Below are 24978 nucleotides of genomic sequence, written 5' to 3'. Positions count from 1 at the left end.
TCCTACGACTCATTGCCGCAGGCGTCTTTGCCGCCCGTACGCCGAGAGCACCACCAGCAGCACCAGGCCGTAGATGATCTGCCGGGGCGCGTCGCCGGCTCCGCCGCCCAGTTGCAGGATGCGCAGGAAGGAGTCCAGGACGGTCAGCAGGATCGCGCCGATGATGGTGCCCAGGTAGCCCCCGACGCCTCCGATCAGCGCGGTGCCGCCGACCACGGTGGCCGCCACGCTGGGCAGCATGTAGGGATCCGCCAGCCGCAGGAACACGGTCTGGGTGTAGCCCAGGAGCAGGAGGCCGCCCACGCCCGCGAATACCGAGGACAGCACGTAGGCGCTGAGCTTGACCGCCTTGGTGTTCACCCCCGACAGGTAGGCCGCGTTGGGGTTGCCGCCCACCGCGTAGAGACGCCAGCCGTAGGAGGTGCGCCGCAGCAACCAGATCACCAGGACCGACAGGGCCAGCCACAGCCACAGCACACCCGGGATGCCGGCCACGGTGTCGCCCGTGACCAGGGTCCGAAGGGCCGGCGCGGCCGACCCAGCCGGACGACCGCCCGTGTAGAGCCGGATGAACCCGTACACCACCGCGATCATGCCCAATGTCATGACCAGGGGCGGGACCCTGAACATCAGGATCCCCACGCCGTTGATCACTCCCACGATCGCCGCGGCCCCGAGGGCCAGGACGACCGCGAGCAGGAGGTTCTCGTTGGAGCCGTCCATGTAGCGCGAGCCGATGATGGCCGCCAAGGTGGCAACCGCCCCCACGGACAGGTCGATGCCCTCTCCGCCGGCGATGATCACCAGGGTCTGCCCGATGGCGATCACACCGAGGAAGGAGGCGAGCATCAACAGGGTCAGGATCTGGCTCCATGACGCGAACGCCGGTGAGACGATCGCGGCCACCACCCATAGGGCCAGGGCGGCGATCCCGGAGACCACCACCGGATCGCGTGCGGCGCGTCGCAGGCGGTCAGCGATCGGACTGGAGGTCGGAGTGGATGTCTGCGGAGCGCTCACGCGGTCCTCCCTTCGCTGCGCCCGGCGCGTTCGCTCCGGGCGGTGAGCAGGCCGGCCAGCGCGATCGCGATGATGATGATCGCGCCGTTGACGAGTTCGCGGGCGTTGGTGGGCACACCCGCGAAGAACACCAGGTTCTGGATCAGGGTCAGGATGATCGCGCCCAGGATGGAACCGCCGGCCCCGCCCGCGCCTCCGCGCAGCCGGGTGCCACCGATCACCAGGGCGGCGATCGATCCGAGGGTCAGTTCGTTGCCGATGAAGGGGTCGCCCGAGCCGGAGTTGGCCAACAGGGCCACGCCCGCCAGTGCCGCCACGGTGCCGCCCGCCGTGTAGGCGAAGACGCGGACCCAGGTGACGGGAACCGCCGAGGCGTAGGAGGCCCCCGCGTTACCGCCCACGGCGTAGAGGTACTGGCCGATGCGCTGCGCACGCAGCAGCCGCCACGCCAGCCAAAGAACGAGCAGCAGCAGGGCCGGAACCGGAACGAGGTAGGCGAACACCTGCCGGTAGCCACCGGTGAGCACGGCCGGCACCGTTCCTCCGGGGGAGGACAGCACCAACAGCGCGACGCCGCCGAACACGAAGCTCGTGGCGAAAGTTGCCACGATCGGCTGCAGCCGCAGTACCGCGACGAGCAGGCCGTTGAAGAGTCCGCACGCGGCCCCGGTGGCCAGTCCCGCGGCCAGGGCCAGCGGTACTTGGGAGGGGTCGCCGCCGTCCATCAGCCGCACGGTCACCACCGAGGACAGTGTGACGATGGTGCCGATGGACAGGTCGATACCGCCCGACAGCACGATGATCGTCTGGGCGACGGCGACCGTGGCGATGGGCAGGATCGTCGCGAAGTTGGCGGTCATCCCATAGGGCGTGAAGAAGTTGCCCTGAAGGGTCGCCGCGGCGGTGACGGTGACGATGAGCAGCACCGTGGTGGCGACCATCGGCATTCGAGCCCGCGTCAGGTTCGAGACGCTGGTGCCGGCCCGGGCGGTGAGCGTGTTCACGAGTCCTCCCGCTCAGGGGCGGCCGGGTCGGTGTCCGCGGTCGCCGTGGTTGCGACGGCCCGGTCGGCCTCGGTGATGTGCATGGCGCTGGAGACCAGGGTCTCCTCGGTGAGCCGGTCGCCCTCGACCTCGTCAACGATCCGTCCCTCGAACAGGACCAGGACCCGGTCGCACAGCTCCACCAGTTCCCGGTCGTCGCTGGCCGATATCAGCACCGCGGCCCCCGACGCGGCCAGTTCCCTGACCACGTGGAAGAGTTCGGCCTTGGCGCGGACGTCGATGCCCTTGGCCGGGTCGTCCATCAGCACCACCCGTGGTTCGGTGGGGAACCACTTGCCGACCACGATCTTCTGCTGGTTGCCGCCCGAGAGGGTCGAGACCGGGTCGTCCAAAGAGCCGTAACGGGTGGAGATGCGCTCGGCGACGGCCCGGGCGGCGGCCAGTTCGCGCTTGCGGGACAGCCCGATCCCCAACCACGCGCGCCGCCCCGCTGAGGGCAGTGCGAAGTTCTCCAGGATCGGTCGACCCAACGCGAGCCCTTGCGAGCCCCGGTCACCCGGGACATAGGCAATTTTGGCCCGAACGGCCTGCTTCGGCGAGCGCGACTGCACGGTTTCGCCGTCCAGCGTGATCGTTCCGGCGCGGGGCTTGAGCGCACCGAACAGTGCAGAGAGCAGGTGGGACTGGCCCTGGCCCTGAAGGCCGCCCAGGCCCAGGACCTCTCCGGCGCGAACCTGGAAGGTGGCGTCGTGCAGACGGCCCGCGGACAGTCCGTCCACGTCCAGGCGAACCTCGTCGGTGGCGCTGGACTCGGTGCTTTCCGCAGCGGCGAGCTCACCCACCATCAACTCGACCAGGTCGCGCTCAGGGACTTCCGCGATCGTCACGGTGCGGATATCGGAGCCGTTGCGCATGATCGTGGCGCGGTCGCACACCGCGAGGATCTCGGCGAGCCGGTGCGTGATGAACAGGACGAGGACACCCGACTCCCGCAGTTCGCGGACCACGTCGAACAGGACCTCCACCTGCCTCCGACGCAGGGAGGCGGTCGCTTCGTCCAGAACGAGCACCCGCGGTTGGCGAACCAGTGCCTTGCACACCTCCACCACCTGGCGCTCGCCCGGGTCGAGGTCGGCCACTCGCTCGTCCACGGGAACCCGGCCGCCGAATGCCTCGGCGAAGCGCTCCAGCCAGGGAAGGGCCAGGCGCCGCGCGGCGGCACGATCGCGCACCCCCCGTTTGCGCGGCTCCACACCGAGGACCAGGTTGTCCAGGACGCTGAAGTCGTCGATCAGCGACAGCTCCTGGTAGACGGCGCTGATGCCCGCCTCGGCGGTGTCGCGGGGGCCGCGCGGGCGCAGAGCCCGCCCGTTCAGCCGTACCTCCCCCTCATCGGGGGCCACGACCCCGGTGAGGACTTTGAGCAGCGTGCTCTTACCGGAACCGTTGGGGCCCAGCACGGCGTGCACCGTACCGGCCTCGGCTGCGAAGTCGGCTCCGTCCAGTGCGGTCACGCCGCCGTAGCGCTTGCGCACCCCGGTCATTTCCAGGAAGGCGGTCGATGCCACCGGGCTCGCTCCTTCGGGTCGAGTCGTCATTGGGTCACCGCGGGCCCTTGCGTACGGCGGACCCGGGACGGGCCCGCCGTACGCAAGGTGGGACGGCTACTGGAAGTAGGCGTCGGCCTCTTCGGGGGTGAGGCTGCCGTCCACCGCATAGGTGTCGGGCTCGCCTTCAACGGCGCCGAACTGCTCGTCGAAGTTGTCGTCGGTGACGGTCTCGGGGATCGGCAGGTAGAGGGTGTTGCCGTCGAGGGCGTCGGAGGTGAACTCCTGGCCCTGCAACATCCGGACCGCCACGTGCAGCGCGGAGACCGAGCCGGCGGGCGGGTTGGGCACGCCGATGCTGGAGTACTCGGCGTCCTCCTCGCGCTGCTCGGCCCAGCGCTTCATGAAGCCGACACGAGCCTCGCCGGTGATGGCGACGTCGCCGACCTTGCCTTCGGACTCCAGTGCCTGGAACGCGCCCAGCGCCATACCGTCCTGGACGAAGATGCCGTCCACGTCCGGGTGGCTGGCCAGGAGGTTCTGGGTCACCTGCTGGCCGGTGGCCTGGTCCCACTGGGCGAAGTCGTTGGCCACGACCTCGACGCCGGCGGAGTCGAAGACCTCGGTCGCACCGGCCCAACGGGCCTCGTTGGCGGGGTGACCGTCGATGCCGTTCACCGCGATGATCGTGCCGCCCTCACCGACCTCGTCGGCCAGCCACTGGGCGTTTGCCGCTGCCCACTCGCCCTGGTCGATCACGACGTTGGTGACGCTCTCGGAGGTGACTGCCTGGTCGATCGCCAGGACGAGGATTCCCTGGTCGTCGGCCTCTGCGAAGACCTGGTCCAAGGCAGTGGGGGAGTTGGGGTTGACGATGATGGCGTCCACCCCCGAGTTGATCAGGTTGCGGATCTGCTGGATCTGGCCGTTGACATCCACGTCGGCGCTCTCGACGACGAGTTCGTCCACGATGTCCTGGGCCTGGTACTCCCCGACCGCCTCTTCCAAGGTGGCGAGCATCTGCTCGCGCCATTCGCTGCCGATGAAGCCGTTGCTCAGGCCGATGGTGAAGGGGCCCTCGGCCGCACCGTCGGCGCCGTCGCCGCCGCCGGAGTCGGGAGTGCTACAGGCGGTCGCGCCGATCAGGAGCGCGCCCGCGGCCAGGGCGGAGAAGTCGTGCCATCGCGGTCGTGAACTCATCGTGGCCTCCAGGGGTGCCGATACTGTCCGGGTCGCGGGGGAGGCGACCCAGGGGATTGTGGTCAGGCCGCGCCCTGTCCGGTGGACAGCGCACGGTTGATGTAGTCGGGGGCGAGGATGTGGTCGATCGCCAGACGCCCCGCGCCGAGCGAACCGCCCTCTTCCCCCGACCTGCTGGGAACAACGGTGAGGCGGTGGGTCGCCAGTGGCAGGGAGCGCTGGTAGATCACTTCGCGCATTCCGGCCAGCAGCGGTTCGTGGACCTGGGCCATCACGCCTCCCACGACGATGGCCTCGGGATTGAAGAAGTTGACGAGGCCGGCGAGCACGTCGCCGATGACCCGGCCGCCCTCGCGGACCAGTCGCAGTGCGGCGGCGTCTCCCTGGTTCACCAGGGTGACGACGTCGTGTCCGGTCCGCGCGGGCGTGCCCGCCGCGCTGAGCCGGGCAGCCAGTGCCGCACCGCCGGCGACCGCCTCCAGGCAGCCGGTGTTGCCGCACCGGCACACCGCGTGGGGGGCGTCGGGGACCCGGATGTGCCCTATGTCGCCGGCGCTGCCCTGTGCGCCTCGGTGGAGTCGGCCGTCGGCGACGATGCCGCAGCCGATTCCGGTGCCGATCTTGACGAAGAGCAAGTGGGCTGAGCCCGGGTAGGCGAAGCGTCGTTCGCCCAGTGCGAGGACGTTCACGTCGTTGTCCACGAGGACTTCGACGTTGTATCGGCTGGTGAAGAAGTCGGGGATCGGGTATTCGTGCCAGCCGGGCATGATCGGTGGGTTGACGGGGCGCCCGGTCGCGAACTCCACCGGGCCGGGGACGCCGATGCCGATGGCCTTGACCGATTCCAGCGGCCGGTTGGCCCGGGTCAGGAGCTCGTGCATGCGGGCGTCGACGTGTGCCAGGACTTCGTGCGGGCCCTGGGTGATCTGGATAGGGGTCTCGCAGCTGGCCAACGGCTTTCCGCCGATGTCCAGCAGAGCGACGCGGCAGTGGGTTGCGCCGAGGTCGACTCCGAGTACGCAGTTGTGGGCCGTGTTGAGGCGGAGCAGGCGGGGCGGCCTGCCCCCGGTGGATTCCCCGGGTTCGGTCTCTTCCACCAGGCCGAAACCGATCAGCGCGTCGACTCGCTGGGCCACGGTGGAACGTGCCATTCCGGTCTGCCGGGCGAGGTCCGTCCGGGTCTCGGCGGCCCCGCGGCTGATGAGGTCTAGCACGTCTCCTGGTGAGTTCAACACGGTCTCCGGATTCCCATGTGTGGTGTGCGACACAAATTAAGATGACTTAGGACTGATCGTCAACACTACTTACGTCGATCATCGAACGAAGTTATCGAAACGAGTTCTGCCGAAGGGGCGGCAAAAGCCCCTCTTTTGCCTGTTCGTCGGGGCGGAATGAGTGGCCCTGGTGCAAGGGGAGCGCAGGTCAAGACAGAGTCGCGGTGTTTCGGGTCACCGTTTCGGGCCACCATGTGGTGCGGCCGTGGCGCCCGGCGTGTTCACGCGCAGGGTGTGACCGCGATGATGCTGCTGTTGTGCGGCGCGACGGCAGAGGCGGCCAAGAGGACCGCCCTGCCCCGGAGGAGCGGGCGGCCTTAAGCGGACGGCCCGTCCGGGGCCGGCCGAGCGGTGGTCAGGACGTGTGAACCGGTTCGACGGGAGCGGGAGGCCCGGGAACAGGGCGCGGGGCGTACCAGCGTGAGCGCACGAGCGCCACCGACCCGATCAGGGCGATTGCCGCTGCGGCGGTGGTCAGCGCGAACGCACCCTGAGGGCCGAATCGTTCGGCCAGAGTCCCGGCCACCGAGGACCCCGCGGACTGGCCGAGAATCAGGAAACTCAGCATGACGGTCATCGCCTGGGCCAGTCGTGCGGCCGGGGCGGCGCGTTCGATCAACGAGAAGATCGTGACCACGTGTGGTCCGATGGCGCACCCCAGCAGCAGCATCGCCGCGAGGAGGCCCCAAGTTCCCGACGCGACGATCAGTCCAGCCGAAAGCAGGGTCAGTGCGCCGGCGGCCATCCGCAGCCGGCTCGCGAGCCCCACGGATGGCGGAACCGATGCCATCAGGAGCCCGGCGACGGCACTGGTCACACCCATCACCGCGTACATCAGGCCGGCCAGGTCGGGGCGTCCGAGCTGTTGACTGAAAGCGGTCACCCCCGCTGTCGCCCCACCGAAGAACGCGCCCTGGCACAGCATCGGCACGGCCAGTACCAGCAGCCCCACGCGCCATAGCCGGTCGCTGTGCGGGTCGGGTCGCGTCCCGGGCAGTGCGCTGCGGTGCACGGCGAAGGCTGTCCCGAACACTCCGACCAGGACGGCGGCACCGACGACTCCGGCCGCGGGACTCGCCACGACGGCGAGTACGCCGACCACGGCCGGACCCACCACGAAACCGGTCTCGTCCAGTACGCCGTCCACGCTCAACGCGGCAGAGACCGAGCGGTCCCGGTCGGGGGAACGGGTGGCGATGGAGATCCACCGGGCCCTGGCCAGCGGCCCGATCTGTGGCATGGCCAGGCCGGCCAGGGCGCACAGTCCGATCAGTGGTGCCGTCGCCCATCCGGCGGTGACCGCCGCGACGAGGGCTCCCAGCAGTACGGCCTCCACCAACGAGGCCAGCAGTACCACTGGCCGCTGTCCGAGTCGGTCGGCGAACCGTGCGATGACCGGCCCGCCGAGTGCCTCGCCCAGAGCGAGCGCACCTGAGGCGAGTCCGCCGGCGGCGACGCTGCCCGTCTCGGTGGTGACCAGCGTGAGGACGCCGATCAGTGCCATGGACATGGGGAGTCGGGCCAGGAACGAGGCGATGAGCAGGGGGGCACCGGCGATTTCGTGCATGCGACGCAGCGCGGCGAGAGGGGACACGGCTGAAGAGTGCTCCTTACAACTCTCCAGGCGGCGCCTTCCCGGAGCATGGGGCTCGTATGCCGGTCGCGGCGGGCGCTGTCAGCTTTGGGGAGTGGCTGGACGAGCCCGGGGGTGCGGTAGGCCACCAAAATACATCCCACCTATCGTTCGTCAAGTTCCGGACTGGGTAGGCCCTTGGCAGACTCCGTCGGCCGGGCAGGTCATCACGTATTGTCGATGGGGTGAATTGACGGCCTGAGAAGTAATACGATGCGCAGCGAATGCAGAAGTCCGTCAATTTCCGGTTGTCGATGGTGAACCGGTTCACTGAACGAGCGGGGAGATGGTATGAGGCGCCCGACGATCGTCGACATCGCCAAGGCGGCCGGTGTCTCCAAGGGGGCTGTCTCCTATGCCCTCAACGGTCGCCCCGGCGTCTCCGACGCGACTCGTCAGCGGATCCTGGACATCGCCGAGCAGTTGGGGTGGGCGCCCAGCAGTGCGGCCCGCGCCCTTTCCGACGGGCGTGCCGGGGTGATCGGCCTTGTGGTCGACCGTCCGGCGCGAGCGCTCTCGGCCGAGCCCTTCTTCATGCGGCTGATCGGCGGTATCCAGGAGGAACTCGCCGGTGGCGGTACCGCGCTGATGCTCCAGGCCGCCGACGACCGCGAGTTGGAGCTGGCGACCTATCAGCGGTGGCACGCGGAGCGCAGGGTCGACGGGGTCCTGCTGGTCGACCTGCGCCGCAACGATTCCCGGCTGCCGGTCCTGGCCGAGATGGGCCTGCCCGCCGTCGTCATCGGGGGGCCGGAGTACACCGACGGTTTCTCCTGCGCCTGGACCGATGACGCCGAGGCGATGAACGAGGTCGTCGAGTATCTCGCGGCGCTCGGCCACCGCCGGATCACCCGGGTGGCCGGCCCTGCTGAGTTCGTGCACACCGAGGTCCGGTCGATCGCCTTCGACCGGACCGCGCGTGAGGTCGGGCTCGACGCCGCCGAGGTGGTGTACGCCGACTACACCAGTGCAAAGGCCGCCGAGGTCACGCGTGCCCTGCTGGGCTCCGAGGCGCCGCCCAGTGCGCTCATCTTCGACAACGACCTCATGGCGGTGGCCGCGCTGGGTGTCGCCCAGGAGCTGGGGGTCTCTGTGCCCGAGCAGCTGTCGATCGTGGCATGGGACGACTCTGTGATCTGCGGTGCCATCCGGCCCGCGCTGACCGCGGTGGGGCGCGACGTCAACCAGCACGGGCGATTGGCGGTCTCCCTGCTCATGGAGCGGATCGCCGGGGCCGCGGTCAAGGCGGTGCCTACGCTGCCCAGCAGGCTGCTTCCGCGTGCCAGTACCGGCCCGGCCGGGCGCTGAACTCCACCGCCCGCACCCGTTGCCGGAGGTTTCCCTCCATTGCGGATGCGGTACTTTCGGCCTCTTTCCGAAGATAAGAGAATTTTTCTCGATTAACCGGTTTAGTTTCTATAACGCATCTTGACGCTGAACCGGTTTAGTGATGTTCTTTCGTTCACCCCTCCACGTGACCTGGGTCACTGGTCCGGGGTGAGGCATCCGCATCAGGACCAAGAACGCGTGAGCGGGCGGTCGGCTACGGGGGGACCACGGCCTGGGCGCGCTCTGAGGACTGCCGCGCGGGGACATCCCCGATGCGGTGGATGAAGGAGACTAACACGATGCGAAACCGGTTCAGGTTTCTGACCCCCCTCGTGCTGGCCGCGCTGGTGGCCACCTCCTGCTCGGGCGGCGGAGGTGATCCGGCGGACGCCCCCGCCGGCAACTACCCGCGCGAGCAGACGCTCTACACCGGCGGCAGTCAGTGGGGGCCGCCCATCAGCTGGAACCCGTTGAGTCTTGGCAATTACGCGACCGGCACCGTCGGCCTGGTCTACGAGACGCTGTTCCTGTTCGAGCCGGAGACCGGCGAGTACCTTCCGTGGCTGGCGCAGAGCGGCGACTGGACCGACGACGCCACTTACGAACTGAAGCTGCGCCAGGGCGTCGAGTGGTCCGACGGCGAGGCGTTCACCGCCGACGACGTGGTCTTCACCGTCGAACTGGGCAAGCTGGAGACCAGCTCCTACAGCAACCTGTGGGAGTGGCTGGAGAGCGTCGAGGCCACCGACGAGCACACGGTCGAATTCACCTTCTCCAAGGCCAACTACGCCCAGTGGGCCAACTGGCTCTACTTCAACGCCATCGTGCCCGAGCATTTGTGGGCTGATCGCTCCGAAGAGGAAACCGTCACCGGAGCCAACGAGGAGCCGGTCGGTACCGGCGCCTACGTCTACGAGACCCACGACCAGGACCGTCAGGTCTGGAAGAAGAGCGACTCCTGGTGGGCCACCGAGGCCCTGGGGCACGAGGTCGCCCCCACCTACATCGTCGACATCGTCAACACCAGCAACGAGGCGGCGCTGGGGCAGGTCCTGCAGGGCGGGGTGGACCTGAGCAACAACTTCCTACCGGGGATCGCCCAACTGGTCGAGGGCGGTTACGGGGTCACGACCTACTACCCCGAGGCGCCCTACATGATCGCGGCCAACACCGCGTGGCTGGTGCCCAACACCACCAGGGAGCCGATGGACGACGCCGAGTTCCGCAAGGCGCTCGCCGCGTCCGTGGACATCAACGAGATCGTGGACGGTGTCTACGGCGGAATCGTCACTCCTTCCGATCCCACCGGTCTTCTCCCGGCCTGGGACCAGTACATCGACACCGAGGTCGTGGACGAGTACGCCACTCCCTTCAGTTCCACCGAGGCCGCGAAACTCCTGGAGGATGCCGGCTACACCGACGGCGACGGCGACGGCTTCGTCGAGACCCCCGATGGCGACCCGATCGAGCTGTCCCTGATCGTGCCCAGCGGGTGGACCGACTGGATGGAGGCCGCCCGGGTGATCAGCGAGAGCGCCCAGGCCGCCGGTATCAACGTCACCGCGGACTTCCCCGAGTTCAACGCGCTTGTCGACCAGCGCAGCAGCGGCGACTTCGATCTGCTCATCAACAATGAGCGCCAGATCAGCAACACCCCCTGGACCTACTACGACTACATCTTCCGCCTGCCGGTCCAGGAGTCGCAGTCCACGGTCAACTTCGGTCGCTACGAGAACGAAGATGCCTGGGACCTGGTCGACCAGCTCGACCAGGTGCCGGTCGACGACCCCGAGGCCATCAGCGAGGTGACCGGGAAGATCCAGCAGATCCAGCTGGAAGAGATGCCCATCATCCCCCTCTGGTACAACGGCCTGTGGTCCCAGGCCAACGAGTCCGTCTGGACGAACTGGCCCTCCAGCGAGACCGACAACCACTATCTGCCCTCGACCTGGCGCGGCTACTTCCAGTTGGGCGCCATCCTGGCGCTGACCGAACTCGAACCGGTGGCCGAAGAAGAAGCAGAGTAGGGAACCAGTCGAGCGCCCGGTGAATGCCCCGGTCCCCGTCCGCCGCCTCCCGTACGGGCCGGTGTCCGGGGACCGGCCACCGGCCGCAAGGGCCAGGAGGGCCGGTTGCGTAAATACTTCGCCAGAAAGATCTTCGTCTACGCGCTGACGTTCTTCGTCGCCGTGACGATCAACTGGATGATCCCGCGCTTCATGCCGGGCGACCCCGTCCAGAGCAGACTCGCACGCGCCTCACTGAACAACCCCGAGGCGTCCCAGGCCATGCGCGACTACTACACCAGTGTTTTCGGATTCGACCTGCCCATCTGGCAGCAGTACCTCAACTTCTGGGGGGCGCTGTTCAAAGGGGACCTCGGGATCAGTGTCTGGTTGTTCCCCACCCCGGTGACCGACGTCATCCTGCGGGCCGTCCCCTTCAGCCTCGGCCTCCTGCTGCCGGCCATCCTGCTCAGCTGGGTGGTGGGCAACCGGTTCGGTGCCTACGCCGCCCGCAGCAAATGGCTGGACAACACGGTACTGCCGGTGGGCTACGTGCTCACGGCCACTCCCTACATGTGGCTGGCCCTGCTGCTGGCCTGGGGGCTGGGGATCGTCGCCGGGTGGTTCCCGGTCGCCGGCGCCTACAGTTTCGCCCTGCGTCCCGACTTCTCCTGGATGTTCGTCTCCAGCCTCGTCCAGCACTGGTTCCTGCCGTTCCTGTCCATGTTCCTGGTGGCGCTGGGCGGTTGGGCGATCGGTATGCGCAACATGATCATCTACGAGTTGGAGTCCGAGTACTCCAACTACCTCCAGGCGCTCGGGGCCCCGCGCAGGTTGATCCGCAAGTACGCCTTCCGCAACGCCATGCTGCCCCAGATCACCGGTCTCGCCGTGCAGTTGGGCACCGTTGTGGCGGGCTCCCTGCTCACCGAGATCGTCTTCTCCTATCCGGGTCTCGGCTTCCTGATCCTCCAGGCCATCCAGAACCAGGACTTCTTCCTGCTCCAGGGCGCGTTCCTGTTCATCGTGGCGGGGGTCCTGATCGCCAACTTCATCATCGACATCGTCTACGTCCTGGTCGATCCGCGGACCCGGATCCAACTGCAAGGGGGAGTCAAGTGACCGCCGCGCAACCGCTGCCCGATCCCTTGGCCGGCCCTGAGGGGACCGCTGCCGCACTCCCCGAGGCACCCCGACGCGAAGCGCTGTACTTCGCGCTGCGCAACAAGAAACTGCTCATCGGTTCTGCGATCGTCGGGAGCCTGCTTCTGCTCGGCATCCTCGCGCCTTTTTTCTTCCAGAACGGCCCCAACGAGCGCATCGCGCCGCCCGGCCTGGAGCCCTCGGCACAGTACTGGTTCGGTACCACCCAGTTCGGTCAGGACATCTTCGTCCAGTTCGCGCACGGTGTCCGCTCCACGTTCCTGGTCGGGGTGCTCGGCGGTGGCATCGGCGCGGTGATCGGAATGACCGTCGGGTTCGTCGCCGGGTACAAGGGCGGCTGGATCGACGAGATCCTCAACATGATCACCAACGTCGTCCTCGTGCTGCCGACCCTGGCGGTGCTGCTCATCATCGCCGCCTACCTGGAGTCGCGCGGCATAGTCATGCAGTCGCTGTTCATCGGTCTCACCACCTGGCCGTGGGCCGCGCGTGCGATCCGCTCCCAGGCACTGTCGCTGAGTTCACGCGACTACGTGGACCTCGCCCGGCTCAGCGGGTTTCGCACCCACAAGATCATCCTGCGCGACATCGCACCCAACATGAGCTCCTACCTGTTCATGACCTTCATCCTGCTGTTCGGCGGCTCGGTCCTGGCCGCCGCCGGGCTGGACTTCGTGGGACTCGGGCCCACCGACGGGATGTCGCTGGGCCTGATGATGCACCAGGCGGTCAAGTGGGGCGCCCTCCAATTGGGCGTGTGGTGGTGGTTCGTGCCGCCGGGCCTGGGGATCACCGCGATCGTGGGTTCCCTCTACATCATGAACGTCGGACTGGACGAGGTCTTCAATCCCAAGCTGAGGGAGATGTAACGGTGAGCCTCAAGGTCTCGGACCTGCGGGTCTACTACCGGACGCTGCGCGGCGACGTGCACGCGTTGGACGGGCCCACCTTCACCCTGGCCGACGGCGAGATCATGGGTCTGGCGGGGGAGTCGGGCAGCGGCAAGTCCACGCTCAGCAAGAGCCTGATCCGCCTCGACGGCCGGATGAGATATGTCGGCGGCTCCGTCGAACTCGACGGGACCGAGGTTCCGATCTGGGACGACGCCGCCATGAACCGTTTCCGGTTCAAGGAGATCTCGATCATCCCGCAGTACTCGATGAGCGCGATGAACCCCACCCGCAAGATCGGCGTGATGATCGCCGAACTGCTGGAGTCCCGGGGGGTGCGCTTCAAGACGGTGCGCGAGGAGCTGCACCGCCGCCTGGAGTTGGTGGGGCTGGACACCGAGGTGCTCAAGCGCTACCCCATCGAGCTGTCGGGCGGGATGAAACAGCGCGTCGTGATGGTGCTGTCCACGATCCTCGACCCGTCCCTGTTGATCGCCGACGAGGTGACCTCGGCACTGGACGTGTCCACCCAGCGCGCGGTCGCCGAGATGCTGGTGGAGTTCCGCGACCGCCGGTTCGTCAAGAGCATGGTCGTGGTCACCCACGACATCTCGCTGGTCTACCAGATCGCCGACAGCATCATGGTGATGTACGCCGGACGTCTCGCCGAGAAGGCTCCGGCCCGCACGATCATCGAGGCGCCCCGCCACCCCTATACCCGGATGCTGATCTCGGCACTGCCCGAAGTAGGGGTCACGTACGCCGAGCAGCGCCTGACCGGCATCCCCGGCAGTCCGCCCGGGCTGCTGGACCCGCCGAAAGGATGTCGGTTCCGGGCACGCTGCCCCCTGGCCTCCGACGAGTGCGCGACCGAACCCCCCTTCGTGGAGGTCACCCCCGACCACCACGTCGCCTGCTGGAAGGCCGAGTGACCACAAATGCTGAGATTCGACCGGGTTTCCAAGGTCTACAACGTCGGTTCCTTCGGCTCCGACCGCCTCACCGCGGTACGCGAGGCCGACTTCGAGGTGCGTCGCGGTGAGGTCGTCGCCCTGATCGGGGAGAGCGGGTCGGGCAAGAGCACGCTGGGCAAGATGGCGCTGCGCATCGCCTCGGTCAGTCAGGGGACGATCACCTGCGACGGCACCGACATCTCCACCCTGCGCGGCAACCGCCGGCTCAAGGATTACTACCGCCGGGTCCAGGGAGTGTTCCAGGACCCGTTCAGCAGCTACAACCCGGTGTTCAAGGCTGACCGTGTCTTCGCGATGGTGCGCGGTGAGTACTACCGCGACGTCCCCGATGCCCAGTGGCGTGCCAAGGTGCATGCCGCGCTCGAGACGGTTCGCCTGGACCCCCAGCAGATTCTGGGCAAGTACCCCCATCAGCTCAGCGGCGGTCAGTTGCAGCGGCTGCTGATCGCCCGGGCACTGCTGCTGGACATCGACTACCTGGTGGCCGACGAGATCATCAGTATGCTCGATGCCTCCACCCGTATTGACGTGCTCAACCTGCTGGGCGACCTCAAGGCGCGCGGCCTGGGGATCCTCTTCATCACCCACGACCTGGCGCTGGGCAACTACATCAGCGACGAGACGGTGATCGTGCACAAGGGGTCGATCGTGGAACGGGGGCGCACCGAGAAGGTGTTCGGCGATCCGCTGCACCCCTACACCAAGAAGCTGCTCTCCTCGGTGCCCCAGTTCCACAAGAAGTGGGAGGAGGTCGAAGCCGAGCTGAAGGCACGCGAGGCCGCCGACACCAGGATCCGCGATTATCATCTCCCCGTCGGACAGGAACCTCCCGCCCAGTTGTTCGAGGCGGACGAAGGCCATTTCGTACAGCCGTTTCCGCACGGGGCGAGAGCGTCGGCCTGAACGGTCGGTGCCGCGGGCTCCTGTTGCGGGAGCCGGTGGTCGGGTGTCAGGACGCCTGGGCGAGGCCGATTCCGTCGGTGGGCCCCAAAAGATCCACCGACGCTTTCCCATGCCCGGAGTGCGCTATTCAAAGCGTCGGAAATGAAAAGCCCGGAACATCCGTTTTCCTTTATGAGCCTTGACACTGAACCGGTTTAGCGTTTTGCTTGAACAAGCGGCGGACACCGTTGAACGCCGACAAGGAGCTGGGTGCGGCCCGGCGCCGGAGCACGCACCCTTCCTCCCTCCGGTTTTCGGGTCGCACTCGTCCGCGTCGCCATTTCCACCCCGGCTCACGTGCGGAGATCACATGGCAGTGCGCATCGACCTGTGCGACGACTGGACCCTGCGAAGCCTGGGTGGCCCCGCCGTTCCCGGTGAGGTGGTAGCCGCGCAGGTGCCGGCAGTCGTTCCCGGCTGTGTGCACACCGACCTGCTCGCGGCAGGACTCGTCCCCGATCCCTATGTCGGAACCAACGAGAACGAGCTCGCCTGGATCGGGCGGGCCGCGTGGCGCTACACCACTGCCTTCGACGCCGTCGAGGCAACTGGGGCCGAGCGCGTGGACCTGGAGTGCGAGGGACTGGACACCGTCGCCACCCTCACGGTCAACGGCACGGAACTCGGGCGCACCCGCAACATGCACCGCGCCTATCGGTTCGACGTCACCTCCGCCCTGCGCGCGGGCGACAACGAGCTCACCGTCGACTTCGCCTCGCCCTACGCGGAGGCCGAAGCGGTGCGCGAGGCGCTCGGGGACCGCCCCAACGCCTATCCCGAGCCCTTCCAGTTCATCCGCAAGATGGCCTGCAATTTCGGGTGGGACTGGGGGCCAACCCTGGTCACCTCCGGGATCTGGCGTCCCATCCGGCTGCACGCCTGGAGCACCGCGCGCCTGGCCCGGGTGGTCCCCCAGGTCGCCGTAGTCCGCGACCGTGACGGTTCCACCCGCGGACAGGTCCTGATCAGAGCGGAGATCGAGCGCACCGAGAACGGCGCCGACACCGCGCTGCTGGTGCGCGCCCGTGTCGCCGGCCGGGAAGCCGTCGTGGAGGTGGCACCCGGCGCCGATTCCGCGGAGGTCGAGGTCACCGTGGCCGACCCCCAGTTGTGGTGGCCGCGCGGCTACGGAGAACAGCCGCTGTACGACCTGGTCGTCGAACTCGACCCGGCCGGTGGACAGGGCGGGCTGCTGGAGCAGTGGCGGCGCCGGATCGGCTTTCGCACGGTGGGGCTGGACACCGCTGCCGACGAAGGGGGCCGGAGGTTCGCCATTCTCGTCAACGGCACGCCGATCCTGGTCAAGGGAGCCAACTGGATTCCTGACGACTGTTTCGTCACGCGGGTCGGACGCGACCGCTACGCCGAGCGCATCGACCAGGCCACCGCGGCGGGGATGAACCTGCTGCGGATCTGGGGCGGGGGCCGCTACGAGAGCGAGGACTTCTACGAGCTGTGCGACGAGCGGGGCGTCCTGGTCTGGCAGGACTTCCTCTTCGCCTGCGCCGCCTACCCGGAGGAGTCCCCGTTGGCCGAAGAGGTCGAGGCGGAGGCGCGCGAGGCGGTGGTCCGGCTCGCCCCCTATCCCAGCCTGGTGTTGTGGAACGGCAACAACGAGAACATCTGGGGCTACTGGGACTGGGACTGGAAGGAGCCGCTGGCCGGGCGCACCTGGGGGGAGAAGTACTACCTCGAACTCCTGCCGCGCGTGGTCGCCGAACTCGACCCGACCCGGCCCTATTGGCCGGGCAGTCCCTACTCGGGCACGCCCGACCTCCATCCCAACGATCCCAGGCATGCCTCCTCCCACATCTGGGACGTCTGGAACCAGGTCGACTACACCGTCTACCGCGACTACCGGCCCCGCTTCGTCGCGGAGTTCGGGTTCCAGGCGCCGCCCGCCTATGCCACGCTGCGCGCGGTTCTGGAGGAGTCCGAGCTCGCCCCCGATTCACCGGGGATGCTGCACCGCCAGAAGGCCCAGGACGGCAACGGCAAGCTGGCCCGCGGCCTCGCCCCGCACTTCGGCGTGCCAGAAGGCTTCGACGACTGGCACTACCTCACCCAGGTCAACCAGGCGCGTGCGATCACCCTGGGAATCGAGCACTTCCGCGCCCAGTGGCCCGACTGCACCGGCTCGGTCGTATGGCAGCTCAACGACTGCTGGCCGGTCACCTCGTGGGCGGCAGTAGACGGCCAGGGGCGGCACAAGCCGCTGTGGTACGCGCTGCGCGCGGTCTACGCGGACCGGTTGGCCACGGTCCAGCCGGAGGGCGACGGTCTGGTCCTGGTGGTGGCCAACGACACCGACCAGGAGTGGTCGGGAACCGCGATGCTCGCTCGCAGGGCGTTGGACGGCACCGTCCTGGCCGAGGCAGCTGAGCCCTTCGCCGTGCCGCCGCGCGGCCTGGTGCGAGTGCCGGTCCCGGTCGAGGTCGCCTCTCCGGTGTCAGCCGCCGCAGAACTGCTCACCGCTGAAACCGGAGCCCGCCGGGCCTGGTGGTTCTTTGCCGAGGACATCGACATCGCCTATCCTCGGCCGGAGTTCGAGGCCAAGGCGGCCCCCGAGGGCGCCGACCTGAAGGTGACCGTTCTGGCGCGTACCCTGCTGCGCGATCTCGCGCTGTTCGCCGACCGTCTCGATCCTGCGGCCGAAGCCGACGAGATGCTGGTTACGCTGCTTCCGGGGGAATCGCACACCTTCACGGTCCGAAACGGCGCGGCCCTGGACGTCGACGCGGTGGTGCGGGCTCCGGTGCTGCGCACGGTCAACGACGCGCTGATCCCCGGTGGTGGGGGAGAAGCCTGACAGGGGGTCCCATGACGGGTCCCGGAGGGAAATAGCGGGCTCTCCGGGGCCGCAGGCGAGTGGCGCGCGACCGTACCGGTCGCGCGCCACTCGCGTTTCGCAACGATGTTTCCACGGTCGGTTCCCTTCCGGGAAGGACAAACCGTCTGCCCTGCGGGTAGGAGCTGGCGAGGTCGGGGGTTTCTCAACGCGGAGCGCCCAGAGCAGGCACTATTGACGGGGAGAGGGAGGAACATCGAAGATGTCGCCACACTGGCCGGACCTGTCCGACGCTTGGAGTGCCCTCGCCGGAACGGGCAGCGAGGCGGCCGCGGTGGGCGCGGAACTGCTCGCCCGCTGGGCCGAACCCCATCGCAGCTATCACACCCTTGATCATCTGTGCGCGGTCCTGGCCGCCGTCGACGAGTTGGCCGAGGAAGCGCACGACACCGCCTCCGTGCGTTACGCTGCCTGGTTCCACGATGCGGTCTACCAGGGCGAACCCGGAAAGGACGAGGAGGCCAGCGCCCGGTTGGCCGAGCTCCTTCTCCCCACCTGCGGCCTCACCGCCGAACGCGCTGGAGAGGTGGCCCGGTTGGTCCGCGTCACCGCCGGCCACGCCCCCGACCCCGGCGACCTCGACGCCGAGGTCCTGTGCGATGCCGATCTTGCGATCCTGGCGGCCGAGCCCGCCGAATACGCCGAGTATGCCGCTGCTGTACGGGAAGAGTACGCACACGTGGCCGACAGCGATTTCCGGTCCGGGCGGGCCAGGGTCCTGGGTGCACTCCTGGCGTCGCCCCGCCTCTACCACACCCCCCTCGCGCTGGACCGCTGGGAGGAGCGGGCCCAGGCCAACGTCTCCGCCGAAATCGCCTGGCTGATCGGGGACGGGCCGGCCCCGACCGCCCAAGAGCCCACCGCAGCGGGTTCGCCCCGCGACTGAACAGGCCGGCGTGCGGGGTGGATCAGTTCCCGTCCGGGCCGGGGATCGCGACTCGGGGCTGGGCGTTCTTGCGCCGACGCAGCCCGGCCGCGTGCAGCCGGGCCACGATCGTGCGGGCCGGCACCGGTGCTGCGCCCAGGTGCAGGGCGCGGGAGTACAGGGTCTCGGGTACGTCGTAGTGGTCCCGCTCGAACGCCCGCTCGGAAACCCCCAGCGCCCTGGCGAAGGCGTGCAGTTCTGCGTAGGAGGCGTCGCTGATCAGGTGGGACCACAGCAGCCCGCGTGGACCGGGCCACGCGGGCGGGTCGATGAAAACGCTCACCGTTGCGACAATAGTGGGCTTCTCCGGCAGCGGTTCCGCTGCCTGCTCAGCGCACCCAGCGGTAACGGTGCTCCGGACGCCCGGTGGAGCCGTAGCGCATCCGCAGTTCGGCTCTGCCATCGGCACACAGGTGTTCCAGGTAGCGACGAGCCGTCACCCGGGCGACGCCTGTCCGCTCGGCGACCTCGGCGGCCGACAGGTCGGTGCCCGCCTCGCGCAACGCGCCGCCCACCAGTTCGGCGGTGGCCGGGGTCAACCCCTTGGGTAGCGCCTGCGGGGGCGCCGGGCGAAGCAGCCCGAACAGCCGGTCGACCTCGCTCTGGGTGGCCTCCTCGCTGCGGCTCAGCCGGCGCCGGGCGGTGGAGTAGCGTTCGAGCTGGTCGCGCAGCGCCGCCATCGAGAAGGGCTTGAGCAGGTAGTGCACCGCCCCGCCATGCAGTGCCGCGCGCACCTGCTCCATGTCGCGTACCGCGGTGACCACCAGCACATCTACCGGGTGGGCATCGGCAGGGACAGCGGGAGCGCGCAGCGTGCGCAACACCGACATCCCCGACCCGTCTGGCAGGTACAGGTCCAGCAGGACCAGGTCGGGACGCTTGCGCTGCACCGCCGACAGTGCCGCGGCAGCCGAGTGCGCAATCTCCACCACGGTGAACCCCTCCAGGGAATCCACCAGGTCGCGGTGATTGTGCGCCACCCGCACGTCGTCGTCCACGATCAGTACTTTGATCACCGTCGCCCCGTCTCCGCGTCCTCGTTGTGGTCAAGGGCCTCGCCGTCGGCCAACGGCAGATAGGCGGTGAAAGCGGACCCGCCCGCATCCCCGGGGGCGTCCACGGTGACCTCGCCCCCGCGGCCGGCGCATGCCTGGTGCACCAGGGCCAGGCCCAGGCCGCGTGCGCCGCCGTCCTGGGCGACCTTCGTGGTGAACCCGAGGGAGAAGATCTCCTCGGCCAGGGCCGGATCCACCCCAGGGCCCGAGTCCAGCACCCGGACCTCCACCAGGTCGCGCGGTGCCCCGTCCGCTGAGCGTCGGTGGGCCAGGACCAGTAGTTCGACCCAGCCGTCGGGATCGTCGGCGGTCACCGAGTCCAGTGCGTTGTCCACCAGGTTGCCCACCACCAACAGCAGGTCGGCGCGCAGGGAGTGCGCCAATGGCCCCGGTACCGCGGTCAGGGGTGACAACCGCAGCCGTGCTCCGCGTTCGGTGGCCTGGGCGGACTTGGCCAGTACCAGCGCGGCCAGTGCGGTGTCACCGACCCGTTCGGTGACCTCAGCGCTGACCTCGGCGTGGGCCGCCGAGAGTTCGGCGAGGAAGGAGCGTGCCTCCTCGTTGGCGCCCAACTCCAGCATGCCGGCGACGGTGTGGATGCGGTTGGCGAACTCGTGGCTCTGGGCACGCAGCCCCCGGGTGAGGGTGCGGGCACCGTCCAGTTCGCCGGTCAGGCGTTCCAGCTCGGTGCGGTCGCGCAGGGTCACCACCGCGCCGCCGTCCTGGCCGCCCACGCGCACAGGCATCCTGTTGCACACCAGGACCCGCGAACCCGCGAGCACGATGCCGTCGGCACCGGGGTCGGCCCCGGACAGGACGTCGTGGATCCGGCCGCTGAGCCCGAGTTCTGCCAGGGAGCGGCCCTCGCAGTCGGTGTCCAGGCCCAGCATCGCGCGCGCCGGTGTGTTGACCAGGGTCAACCGGTTGGCGGCGTCCAGGCCCAGGACGCCCTCGCGCACCGCGTACAGGAGTGCCTCGCGGCCTTCCAGCAAGGCGGTGATCTCACTGGGCTCCAGTCCGTGCGTCTTGGCCCGGACCCGCCGGGAGATGAGGAACGCCCCGATCGCCCCAAGGGCCAGCGCCGCCGCGACCGTCGAGGCGATGGCCGGGACCACGCCGGCGCTGACCTCGTCGATGTCGGACTCCAGAATGCCCACCGACACATATCCCACCACCGGCCCCGCTGCGTCGCGCACCGGCACCTTGGCCCGGGTGGTGCGCCCTTGGGTGCCGACCTCCGTGCCGGTCCACTCCTGGCCGTCCAATACCGAGCCTGGCGGAGTGGACACCTTCTGCCCGATCAGCGAGGGGTCCACGTGGGAGTAACGGGTGCCGTCGAGGTCGGCGACCACGATGTACTGTGCCTCGGCCGATCTGGTCAGGCCGGCGGCGATCGGCGCGATCACCCGGGCCGGGTCCTCGGAGTCGAAGGCCGTCCGGATCTCGGGCAGGGTCGCCGTCATCCGGGCGATCCCGAGCACGCGCTCGGTGTAGAGCTCGTCGATCTCACGATCCAGGAACGTGAACCACAAAAGGCCGGTCGCCCCCAGCGCGAGGGCGAGCAGGAGCAGGTGCGAGAAGAACAGGTAGCCGGTGAGTGACAACCGGCTGCGGTTGCGTGGGGCGGACACGGCGGGTGACCTTCGGCTTTGGAGAGGCGTGCTGAGCGGAGTCCACTGTCGCATACCGATCGGTCTGCGGCTGCGACCAATATGACCAGTATGGCGACAGTGCCCACAAGTCTCGGACCACCGTGTGACCGCCCGCACAATGTGATCCAGGACGCACGTGAAAAAACGGGGTGAACATCTCTTTTCCTCCCGGTTTCTCGTGCCCTGATTCCTCCTCTGTACAGCCGTAGGACGGCATGAAGGGAAGAGCGCGTATGGCAGGGCCGAACGGTCGCTTGCTGGGTGCGGTGGGCGGAGCGGTCGCCGTCGTACTCCTGGCGACCGCAGTGGTGGACGTGCGCGAGAGCGCCGCGTCGGGAACCGGCGCCGGTGCCAAGGTCATCCTGGTCGCGCCCGCCGCGCCCGGCGGGGGCTGGGACATGCTCGCCCGCGAGCTGCAAAACGGCCTCCGTGACGAGGAGCTGCGCTACAACGTGCAGGTCACGAACGTCGCCGGCGCCGGTGGCACGATCGGGCTGCGTCAGACCGCCAACCGCGAGGGCCAGGCCAACGTCCTCACGATGACCGGCCTGGGCATGGTCGGCGCGGTTGAGACCACCAACTCCACCGCCACCATGGACGACGTCACCCCCATCGCCCAGCTCGCCTCCGAGTACGGAGTCGTGGTCGTGCCGGCCGATTCCCCCTACGAGACGGTGGACGACTTCGTCCAGGCGTGGCGCGAGCAGGAGGAAACCCTCCCGGTCGCCGGGGGGTCGATGGGCGGCGTCGACCAGATCTTCGCCGGCCTCACCGCAGCCGAGGCGGGCGTCGATCCGGGGTCCATGAACTACCTCCCCTACTCGGGCGGCGGTGAGGTCCTGACCTCGCTGCTCTCCAACACCTCCCAGGCCGGTTTCGGCACCCTGGGCGACTTCCGGGACCAGCTCGACGGCGGGCCCATCCGTGCGCTCGGCGTCTCTGCCCCCGAGCGCATCGAGGGCTTCGAGGACATCCCCACTCTCACGGAGCAGGGCTACGACGTGGAGCTCGCCAACTGGCGCGGCGTCATCGCCCCGCCCGGCCTCGCCGAGGAGGAGATCGACGAGCTGAGCGCCCTGGTCGCCGAGATCGTGGAGTCGCCCTCCTGGGCCGACACCCTGGAGCGCAACCGCTGGACCGACACCTACCAGCCGCGTGCGGAGTTCGAGAGTTTCCTCGACGAGGAGATCGTCCTGACCCGCGAGATCGTTAAGGAGCTGGGGTTCTAAAGATGAGCACCCGAGAACCGCTGAACACCTGGCTCGTGGGCGACGACGCTCCCGAACGGGAGCCGGACTCCCAGGCGCAGGGCACCGTCGCCACCGGGACCGCGCCCGGACAGGATGCGTCCGGAGCAGTCGCCGACGCCCCGGTGGAAGAGGCAGTCCTGCCCGCTGCCGCGCCGGATCCCGAAACCACCCCCTGGACCGGTCCGGGCGCGTGGGTCTTCCCCGCGGTCGTTCTGGCTTTCGGCCTGGTGGCCCTGTGGGGTGCGGCCACCATCACCGCCCCCGACCCCACCCCGCCCGGTCCCGGGTTCTTCCCCGGAGTGATCGGCGGACTGCTGGTGGCGGTCGCCGTCGGTATGGGCGTCGTCAACGTGCGCACGGCCCGGCGCGAGAAGCAGGCCCTGGCGGAGGGGCGTCCCGGCGTGTCCGCCAAAATCCCGGCCACCGAGTGGTCGCCGGTGCTCATCATCGCCCTCACCCTGGCCGCGCACATCGCGCTGCTGGACTTCCTCGGCTGGATCCTGGCCGGGAGCATGCTGTTCTGGGGTGTCGCCTACGCCTTCGGAGCTCGCCACTACCTGCGCGACGCGATCGTCGCCCTGGCCATGGCCAGCGCGATCCAGGTGGGCTTCTCGATGGGGCTCGGGCTGACCCTGCCCGGTGGACTCGTGGAGTTGATCTTCTAGATGGAATCCCTGTCGCTGCTTCTCGACGGGTTCGCCGGTGCGCTGACCTTCGAGAACCTCATGTGGGCGCTGCTGGGCGTCCTGCTGGGTACCGCCGTGGGCGTCCTGCCCGGAATGGGCTCGGCAATGGCTGTCGCGCTGCTGCTGCCCGTCACCTTCCGGATGGACCCCACCAGCGCGTTCATTCTGTTCGCGGGTGTCTACTACGGCGGGATGTTCGGTGGATCGACCACCTCCATCCTGCTCAACACGCCGGGTCAGGCGTCCTCCATCGCCACCACCTATGAGGGCCACAAGATGGCTCTCAACGGACGCGGTCCGCAGGCATTGGGAACCGCGGCCATCGGCTCGTTCGTGGGCGGCATCATCGCCACCTTCCTGGTGGCGATGTTCGCTCCCGCGATGGTGCGCCTGGCCCTGCAGTTCGGACCCGGCGAATACTTCGCGCTCACCGTGTTCTCCTTCGTGGCCGTCGCAGCGGTCGTATCCAACTCGGTGCTGCGCGGGATCTCCTCGCTGCTGATCGGTCTGGCCATCGGCCTGGTGGGAATCGACTCCCAGAGCGGGGCACAGCGCTTCGACTTCGGCATCCCCAACATGCTCGACGGCATCGACATCGTCGTCATCACCGTCGGGCTGCTCGCACTGGGCGAGGTCCTCTACGTCGCCTCGCGCCGCAGCTCCGGCCCGGACCTCTCGGCGATCCGCTCCGGTACGCCCTGGCTGGGCAGGCGCGACTTCGCCCGGTCCTGGAAACCGTGGCTGCGCGGGACCGCCATGGGATCGGCCTTCGGCCCGATCCCCGGAAGCGGCGCGGAGATCCCCACCTTCCTTTCGCTGGGGTTGGAGCGACGCCTCGCCAAGCGCAGGGCAGCGCGGGGCAAGGGGGTCGACGAGTTCGGCTCGGGTGCGATCGAGGGTGTCGCCGGTCCGGAATCCGCCAACAACAGCAGCGCGGCCGGAACGCTGGTCCCGCTTCTGGGACTGGGTCTGCCCACCTCCGCGACCGCGGCCATCATGCTCGCGGCGTTCCAGCAGTACGGAATGCAGCCGGGGCCGGTGCTCTTCGAGCGCAATGCCGACCTGGTCTGGACGCTGCTGGCCAGCCTGATGATCGGCACCGTCCTGCTGCTCGTCATCAACCTGCCCTTCGCGCCGCTGTGGGCGAAGCTCCTGCGCCTGCCCAAGCCCTACCTCTACGCGGGCATCACGATGTGCTCGGTGCTCGCGGTCTACGCGATCAACGCCTCGGTGTTCCATCTGGTGCTGCTTTTGCTGGTCAGCGCATTGGGCTTCGCGATGCGCAAGTTCGGGGTGCCGGTCGCGCCGGCACTGATCGGTGTCGTGCTGGGGCCGATCGCGGAGACCGAGCTGCGCCGGGCGCTTGCCGCCTCCTCCGGGGACCCCTCGATCCTCGTGGGCAGCGGCATCTCGATCGCCCTGTACACCCTGGTCGTGCTGTCGGTCGTGGTTCCCCTGGGGATCAGGATCTGGCGGGGGAGGCGTGCCGTGCAGGCCGCACCGATCCGCACCGATGAGCAGGTGAACGGCTAGGAAGGGTTTTTCCTGTCGGCTTCGGGCCCGCGCCCGCCACGGCGGA

20 protein-coding genes are annotated in these 24978 nt (G+C 68.6%); 11 read left to right on the top strand and 9 right to left on the bottom strand.

Going from position 1 to position 24978, the window contains the following annotated elements; translation table 11 throughout:
• Positions 1-9: 9 nt before the first annotated feature.
• From QSJ59_RS02970 to QSJ59_RS02945, 6 genes are all read right to left on the bottom strand, one after another.
• Positions 10-1020: an ABC transporter permease gene (locus tag QSJ59_RS02970; protein WP_285757099.1), complete on the bottom strand. Its 1011-nt coding sequence runs from the start codon at positions 1018-1020 to the stop codon at positions 10-12.
• A complete protein-coding gene (locus tag QSJ59_RS02965; RefSeq protein ID WP_285757098.1) occupies positions 1017-2024 on the bottom strand; it encodes an ABC transporter permease in 1008 nt (335 codons plus the stop codon). Before QSJ59_RS02965 ends, QSJ59_RS02970 begins: the two co-directional genes overlap by 4 nt.
• Positions 2021-3592 (bottom strand): sugar ABC transporter ATP-binding protein, encoded by a 1572-nt coding sequence (locus QSJ59_RS02960; protein ID WP_285757097.1) that lies wholly within the window; start codon positions 3590-3592, stop codon positions 2021-2023. The genes QSJ59_RS02965 and QSJ59_RS02960 overlap by 4 nt, the downstream gene beginning before the upstream one ends.
• 96 nt (positions 3593-3688) lie before the next feature.
• The gene (locus tag QSJ59_RS02955) at positions 3689-4771 is read right to left on the bottom strand and encodes an ABC transporter substrate-binding protein (RefSeq protein WP_285757096.1); all 1083 of its coding nucleotides are present in this window, start codon (positions 4769-4771) and stop codon (positions 3689-3691) included.
• Positions 4772-4833: 62 nt separating this feature from the next.
• The gene (locus QSJ59_RS02950; RefSeq protein ID WP_285757095.1) at positions 4834-5985 is read right to left on the bottom strand and encodes an ROK family transcriptional regulator; all 1152 of its coding nucleotides are present in this window, start codon (positions 5983-5985) and stop codon (positions 4834-4836) included.
• Between the two features lie 415 nt (positions 5986-6400).
• Positions 6401-7639 (bottom strand): MFS transporter, encoded by a 1239-nt coding sequence (locus QSJ59_RS02945; RefSeq protein WP_285757094.1) that lies wholly within the window; start codon positions 7637-7639, stop codon positions 6401-6403.
• A gap of 330 nt (positions 7640-7969) precedes the next feature.
• On the opposite strand from QSJ59_RS02945, the gene QSJ59_RS02940 reads away from it, so the two are divergent.
• From QSJ59_RS02940 to QSJ59_RS02905, 8 genes are all read left to right on the top strand, one after another.
• Positions 7970-8986: a LacI family DNA-binding transcriptional regulator gene (locus tag QSJ59_RS02940; protein WP_285757093.1), complete on the top strand. Its 1017-nt coding sequence runs from the start codon at positions 7970-7972 to the stop codon at positions 8984-8986.
• 320 nt (positions 8987-9306) lie between these two features.
• Positions 9307-11034 carry an ABC transporter substrate-binding protein gene (locus QSJ59_RS02935; RefSeq protein ID WP_285757092.1) on the top strand — a complete coding sequence of 576 codons (1728 nt, stop codon included), beginning with the start codon at positions 9307-9309 and terminating at the stop codon, positions 11032-11034.
• A gap of 105 nt (positions 11035-11139) precedes the next feature.
• Positions 11140-12135, top strand: coding sequence for an ABC transporter permease (locus tag QSJ59_RS02930; RefSeq protein ID WP_285757091.1), 996 nt, complete (start codon positions 11140-11142; stop codon positions 12133-12135).
• Complete coding sequence (locus QSJ59_RS02925; protein WP_432707410.1) at positions 12132-13046, top strand: ABC transporter permease; 915 nt, start codon at positions 12132-12134, stop codon at positions 13044-13046. The genes QSJ59_RS02930 and QSJ59_RS02925 overlap by 4 nt, the downstream gene beginning before the upstream one ends.
• A gap of 2 nt (positions 13047-13048) precedes the next feature.
• A complete protein-coding gene (locus tag QSJ59_RS02920) occupies positions 13049-13999 on the top strand; it encodes an ABC transporter ATP-binding protein (protein WP_285757090.1) in 951 nt (316 codons plus the stop codon).
• Between the two features lie 6 nt (positions 14000-14005).
• The gene (locus tag QSJ59_RS02915) at positions 14006-14944 is read left to right on the top strand and encodes an ABC transporter ATP-binding protein (protein WP_285757089.1); all 939 of its coding nucleotides are present in this window, start codon (positions 14006-14008) and stop codon (positions 14942-14944) included.
• 349 nt (positions 14945-15293) lie between these two features.
• Positions 15294-17792 carry a glycoside hydrolase family 2 protein gene (locus tag QSJ59_RS02910; RefSeq protein ID WP_285757088.1) on the top strand — a complete coding sequence of 833 codons (2499 nt, stop codon included), beginning with the start codon at positions 15294-15296 and terminating at the stop codon, positions 17790-17792.
• A 241-nt stretch (positions 17793-18033) separates the two neighbouring features.
• Positions 18034-18717, top strand: a complete 684-nt coding sequence (locus QSJ59_RS02905) for an HD domain-containing protein (protein WP_285757087.1) — start codon at positions 18034-18036, stop codon at positions 18715-18717.
• A gap of 22 nt (positions 18718-18739) precedes the next feature.
• Here the strand turns inward: QSJ59_RS02905 and QSJ59_RS02900 are convergent, their stop codons facing one another.
• From QSJ59_RS02900 to QSJ59_RS02890, 3 genes are read right to left on the bottom strand one after another with little or no spacing between them, the layout of a single operon-like run.
• Positions 18740-19039 carry a DUF4031 domain-containing protein gene (locus QSJ59_RS02900; protein ID WP_285757085.1) on the bottom strand — a complete coding sequence of 100 codons (300 nt, stop codon included), beginning with the start codon at positions 19037-19039 and terminating at the stop codon, positions 18740-18742.
• Positions 19040-19085: 46 nt separating this feature from the next.
• Positions 19086-19772: a response regulator gene (locus QSJ59_RS02895; RefSeq protein WP_285757084.1), complete on the bottom strand. Its 687-nt coding sequence runs from the start codon at positions 19770-19772 to the stop codon at positions 19086-19088.
• Positions 19769-21442, bottom strand: a complete 1674-nt coding sequence (locus QSJ59_RS02890; protein ID WP_285757083.1) for a sensor histidine kinase — start codon at positions 21440-21442, stop codon at positions 19769-19771. Before QSJ59_RS02890 ends, QSJ59_RS02895 begins: the two co-directional genes overlap by 4 nt.
• A 254-nt stretch (positions 21443-21696) precedes the next feature.
• On the opposite strand from QSJ59_RS02890, the gene QSJ59_RS02885 reads away from it, so the two are divergent.
• From QSJ59_RS02885 to QSJ59_RS02875, 3 genes are read left to right on the top strand one after another with little or no spacing between them, the layout of a single operon-like run.
• The gene (locus tag QSJ59_RS02885; RefSeq protein WP_285757081.1) at positions 21697-22692 is read left to right on the top strand and encodes a Bug family tripartite tricarboxylate transporter substrate binding protein; all 996 of its coding nucleotides are present in this window, start codon (positions 21697-21699) and stop codon (positions 22690-22692) included.
• 2 nt (positions 22693-22694) lie between these two features.
• Entirely contained in the window at positions 22695-23378 is a 684-nt protein-coding gene (locus tag QSJ59_RS02880) for a tripartite tricarboxylate transporter TctB family protein (RefSeq protein ID WP_285757080.1), read from the top strand.
• Positions 23379-24932, top strand: coding sequence for a tripartite tricarboxylate transporter permease (locus tag QSJ59_RS02875; RefSeq protein WP_285757079.1), 1554 nt, complete (start codon positions 23379-23381; stop codon positions 24930-24932).
• Positions 24933-24978 lie beyond the last annotated feature (46 nt).

It is taken from the genome of Nocardiopsis ansamitocini, assembly GCF_030268225.1.
Lineage (GTDB): Bacteria > Actinomycetota > Actinomycetes > Streptosporangiales > Streptosporangiaceae > Nocardiopsis_D > Nocardiopsis_D ansamitocini.
This window is presented reverse-complemented; position numbering and strand designations above follow the sequence as displayed.

Bases quoted from the DNA above. Each gene is read 5' to 3' on its own strand.
- QSJ59_RS02955 (WP_285757096.1), bottom strand. From the start codon at position 4,771: ATGAGTTCACGACCGCGATGGCACGACTTCTCCGCCCTGGCCGCGGGC.
- QSJ59_RS02940 (WP_285757093.1), top strand. From the start codon at position 7,970: ATGAGGCGCCCGACGATCGTCGACATCGCCAAGGCGGCCGGTGTCTCC.
- QSJ59_RS02935 (WP_285757092.1), top strand. From the start codon at position 9,307: ATGCGAAACCGGTTCAGGTTTCTGACCCCCCTCGTGCTGGCCGCGCTG.
- QSJ59_RS02915 (WP_285757089.1), top strand. From the start codon at position 14,006: ATGCTGAGATTCGACCGGGTTTCCAAGGTCTACAACGTCGGTTCCTTC.
- QSJ59_RS02910 (WP_285757088.1), top strand. From the start codon at position 15,294: ATGGCAGTGCGCATCGACCTGTGCGACGACTGGACCCTGCGAAGCCTG.
- QSJ59_RS02905 (WP_285757087.1), top strand. From the start codon at position 18,034: ATGTCGCCACACTGGCCGGACCTGTCCGACGCTTGGAGTGCCCTCGCC.
- QSJ59_RS02885 (WP_285757081.1), top strand. From the start codon at position 21,697: ATGGCAGGGCCGAACGGTCGCTTGCTGGGTGCGGTGGGCGGAGCGGTC.
- QSJ59_RS02880 (WP_285757080.1), top strand. From the start codon at position 22,695: ATGAGCACCCGAGAACCGCTGAACACCTGGCTCGTGGGCGACGACGCT.
- QSJ59_RS02875 (WP_285757079.1), top strand. From the start codon at position 23,379: ATGGAATCCCTGTCGCTGCTTCTCGACGGGTTCGCCGGTGCGCTGACC.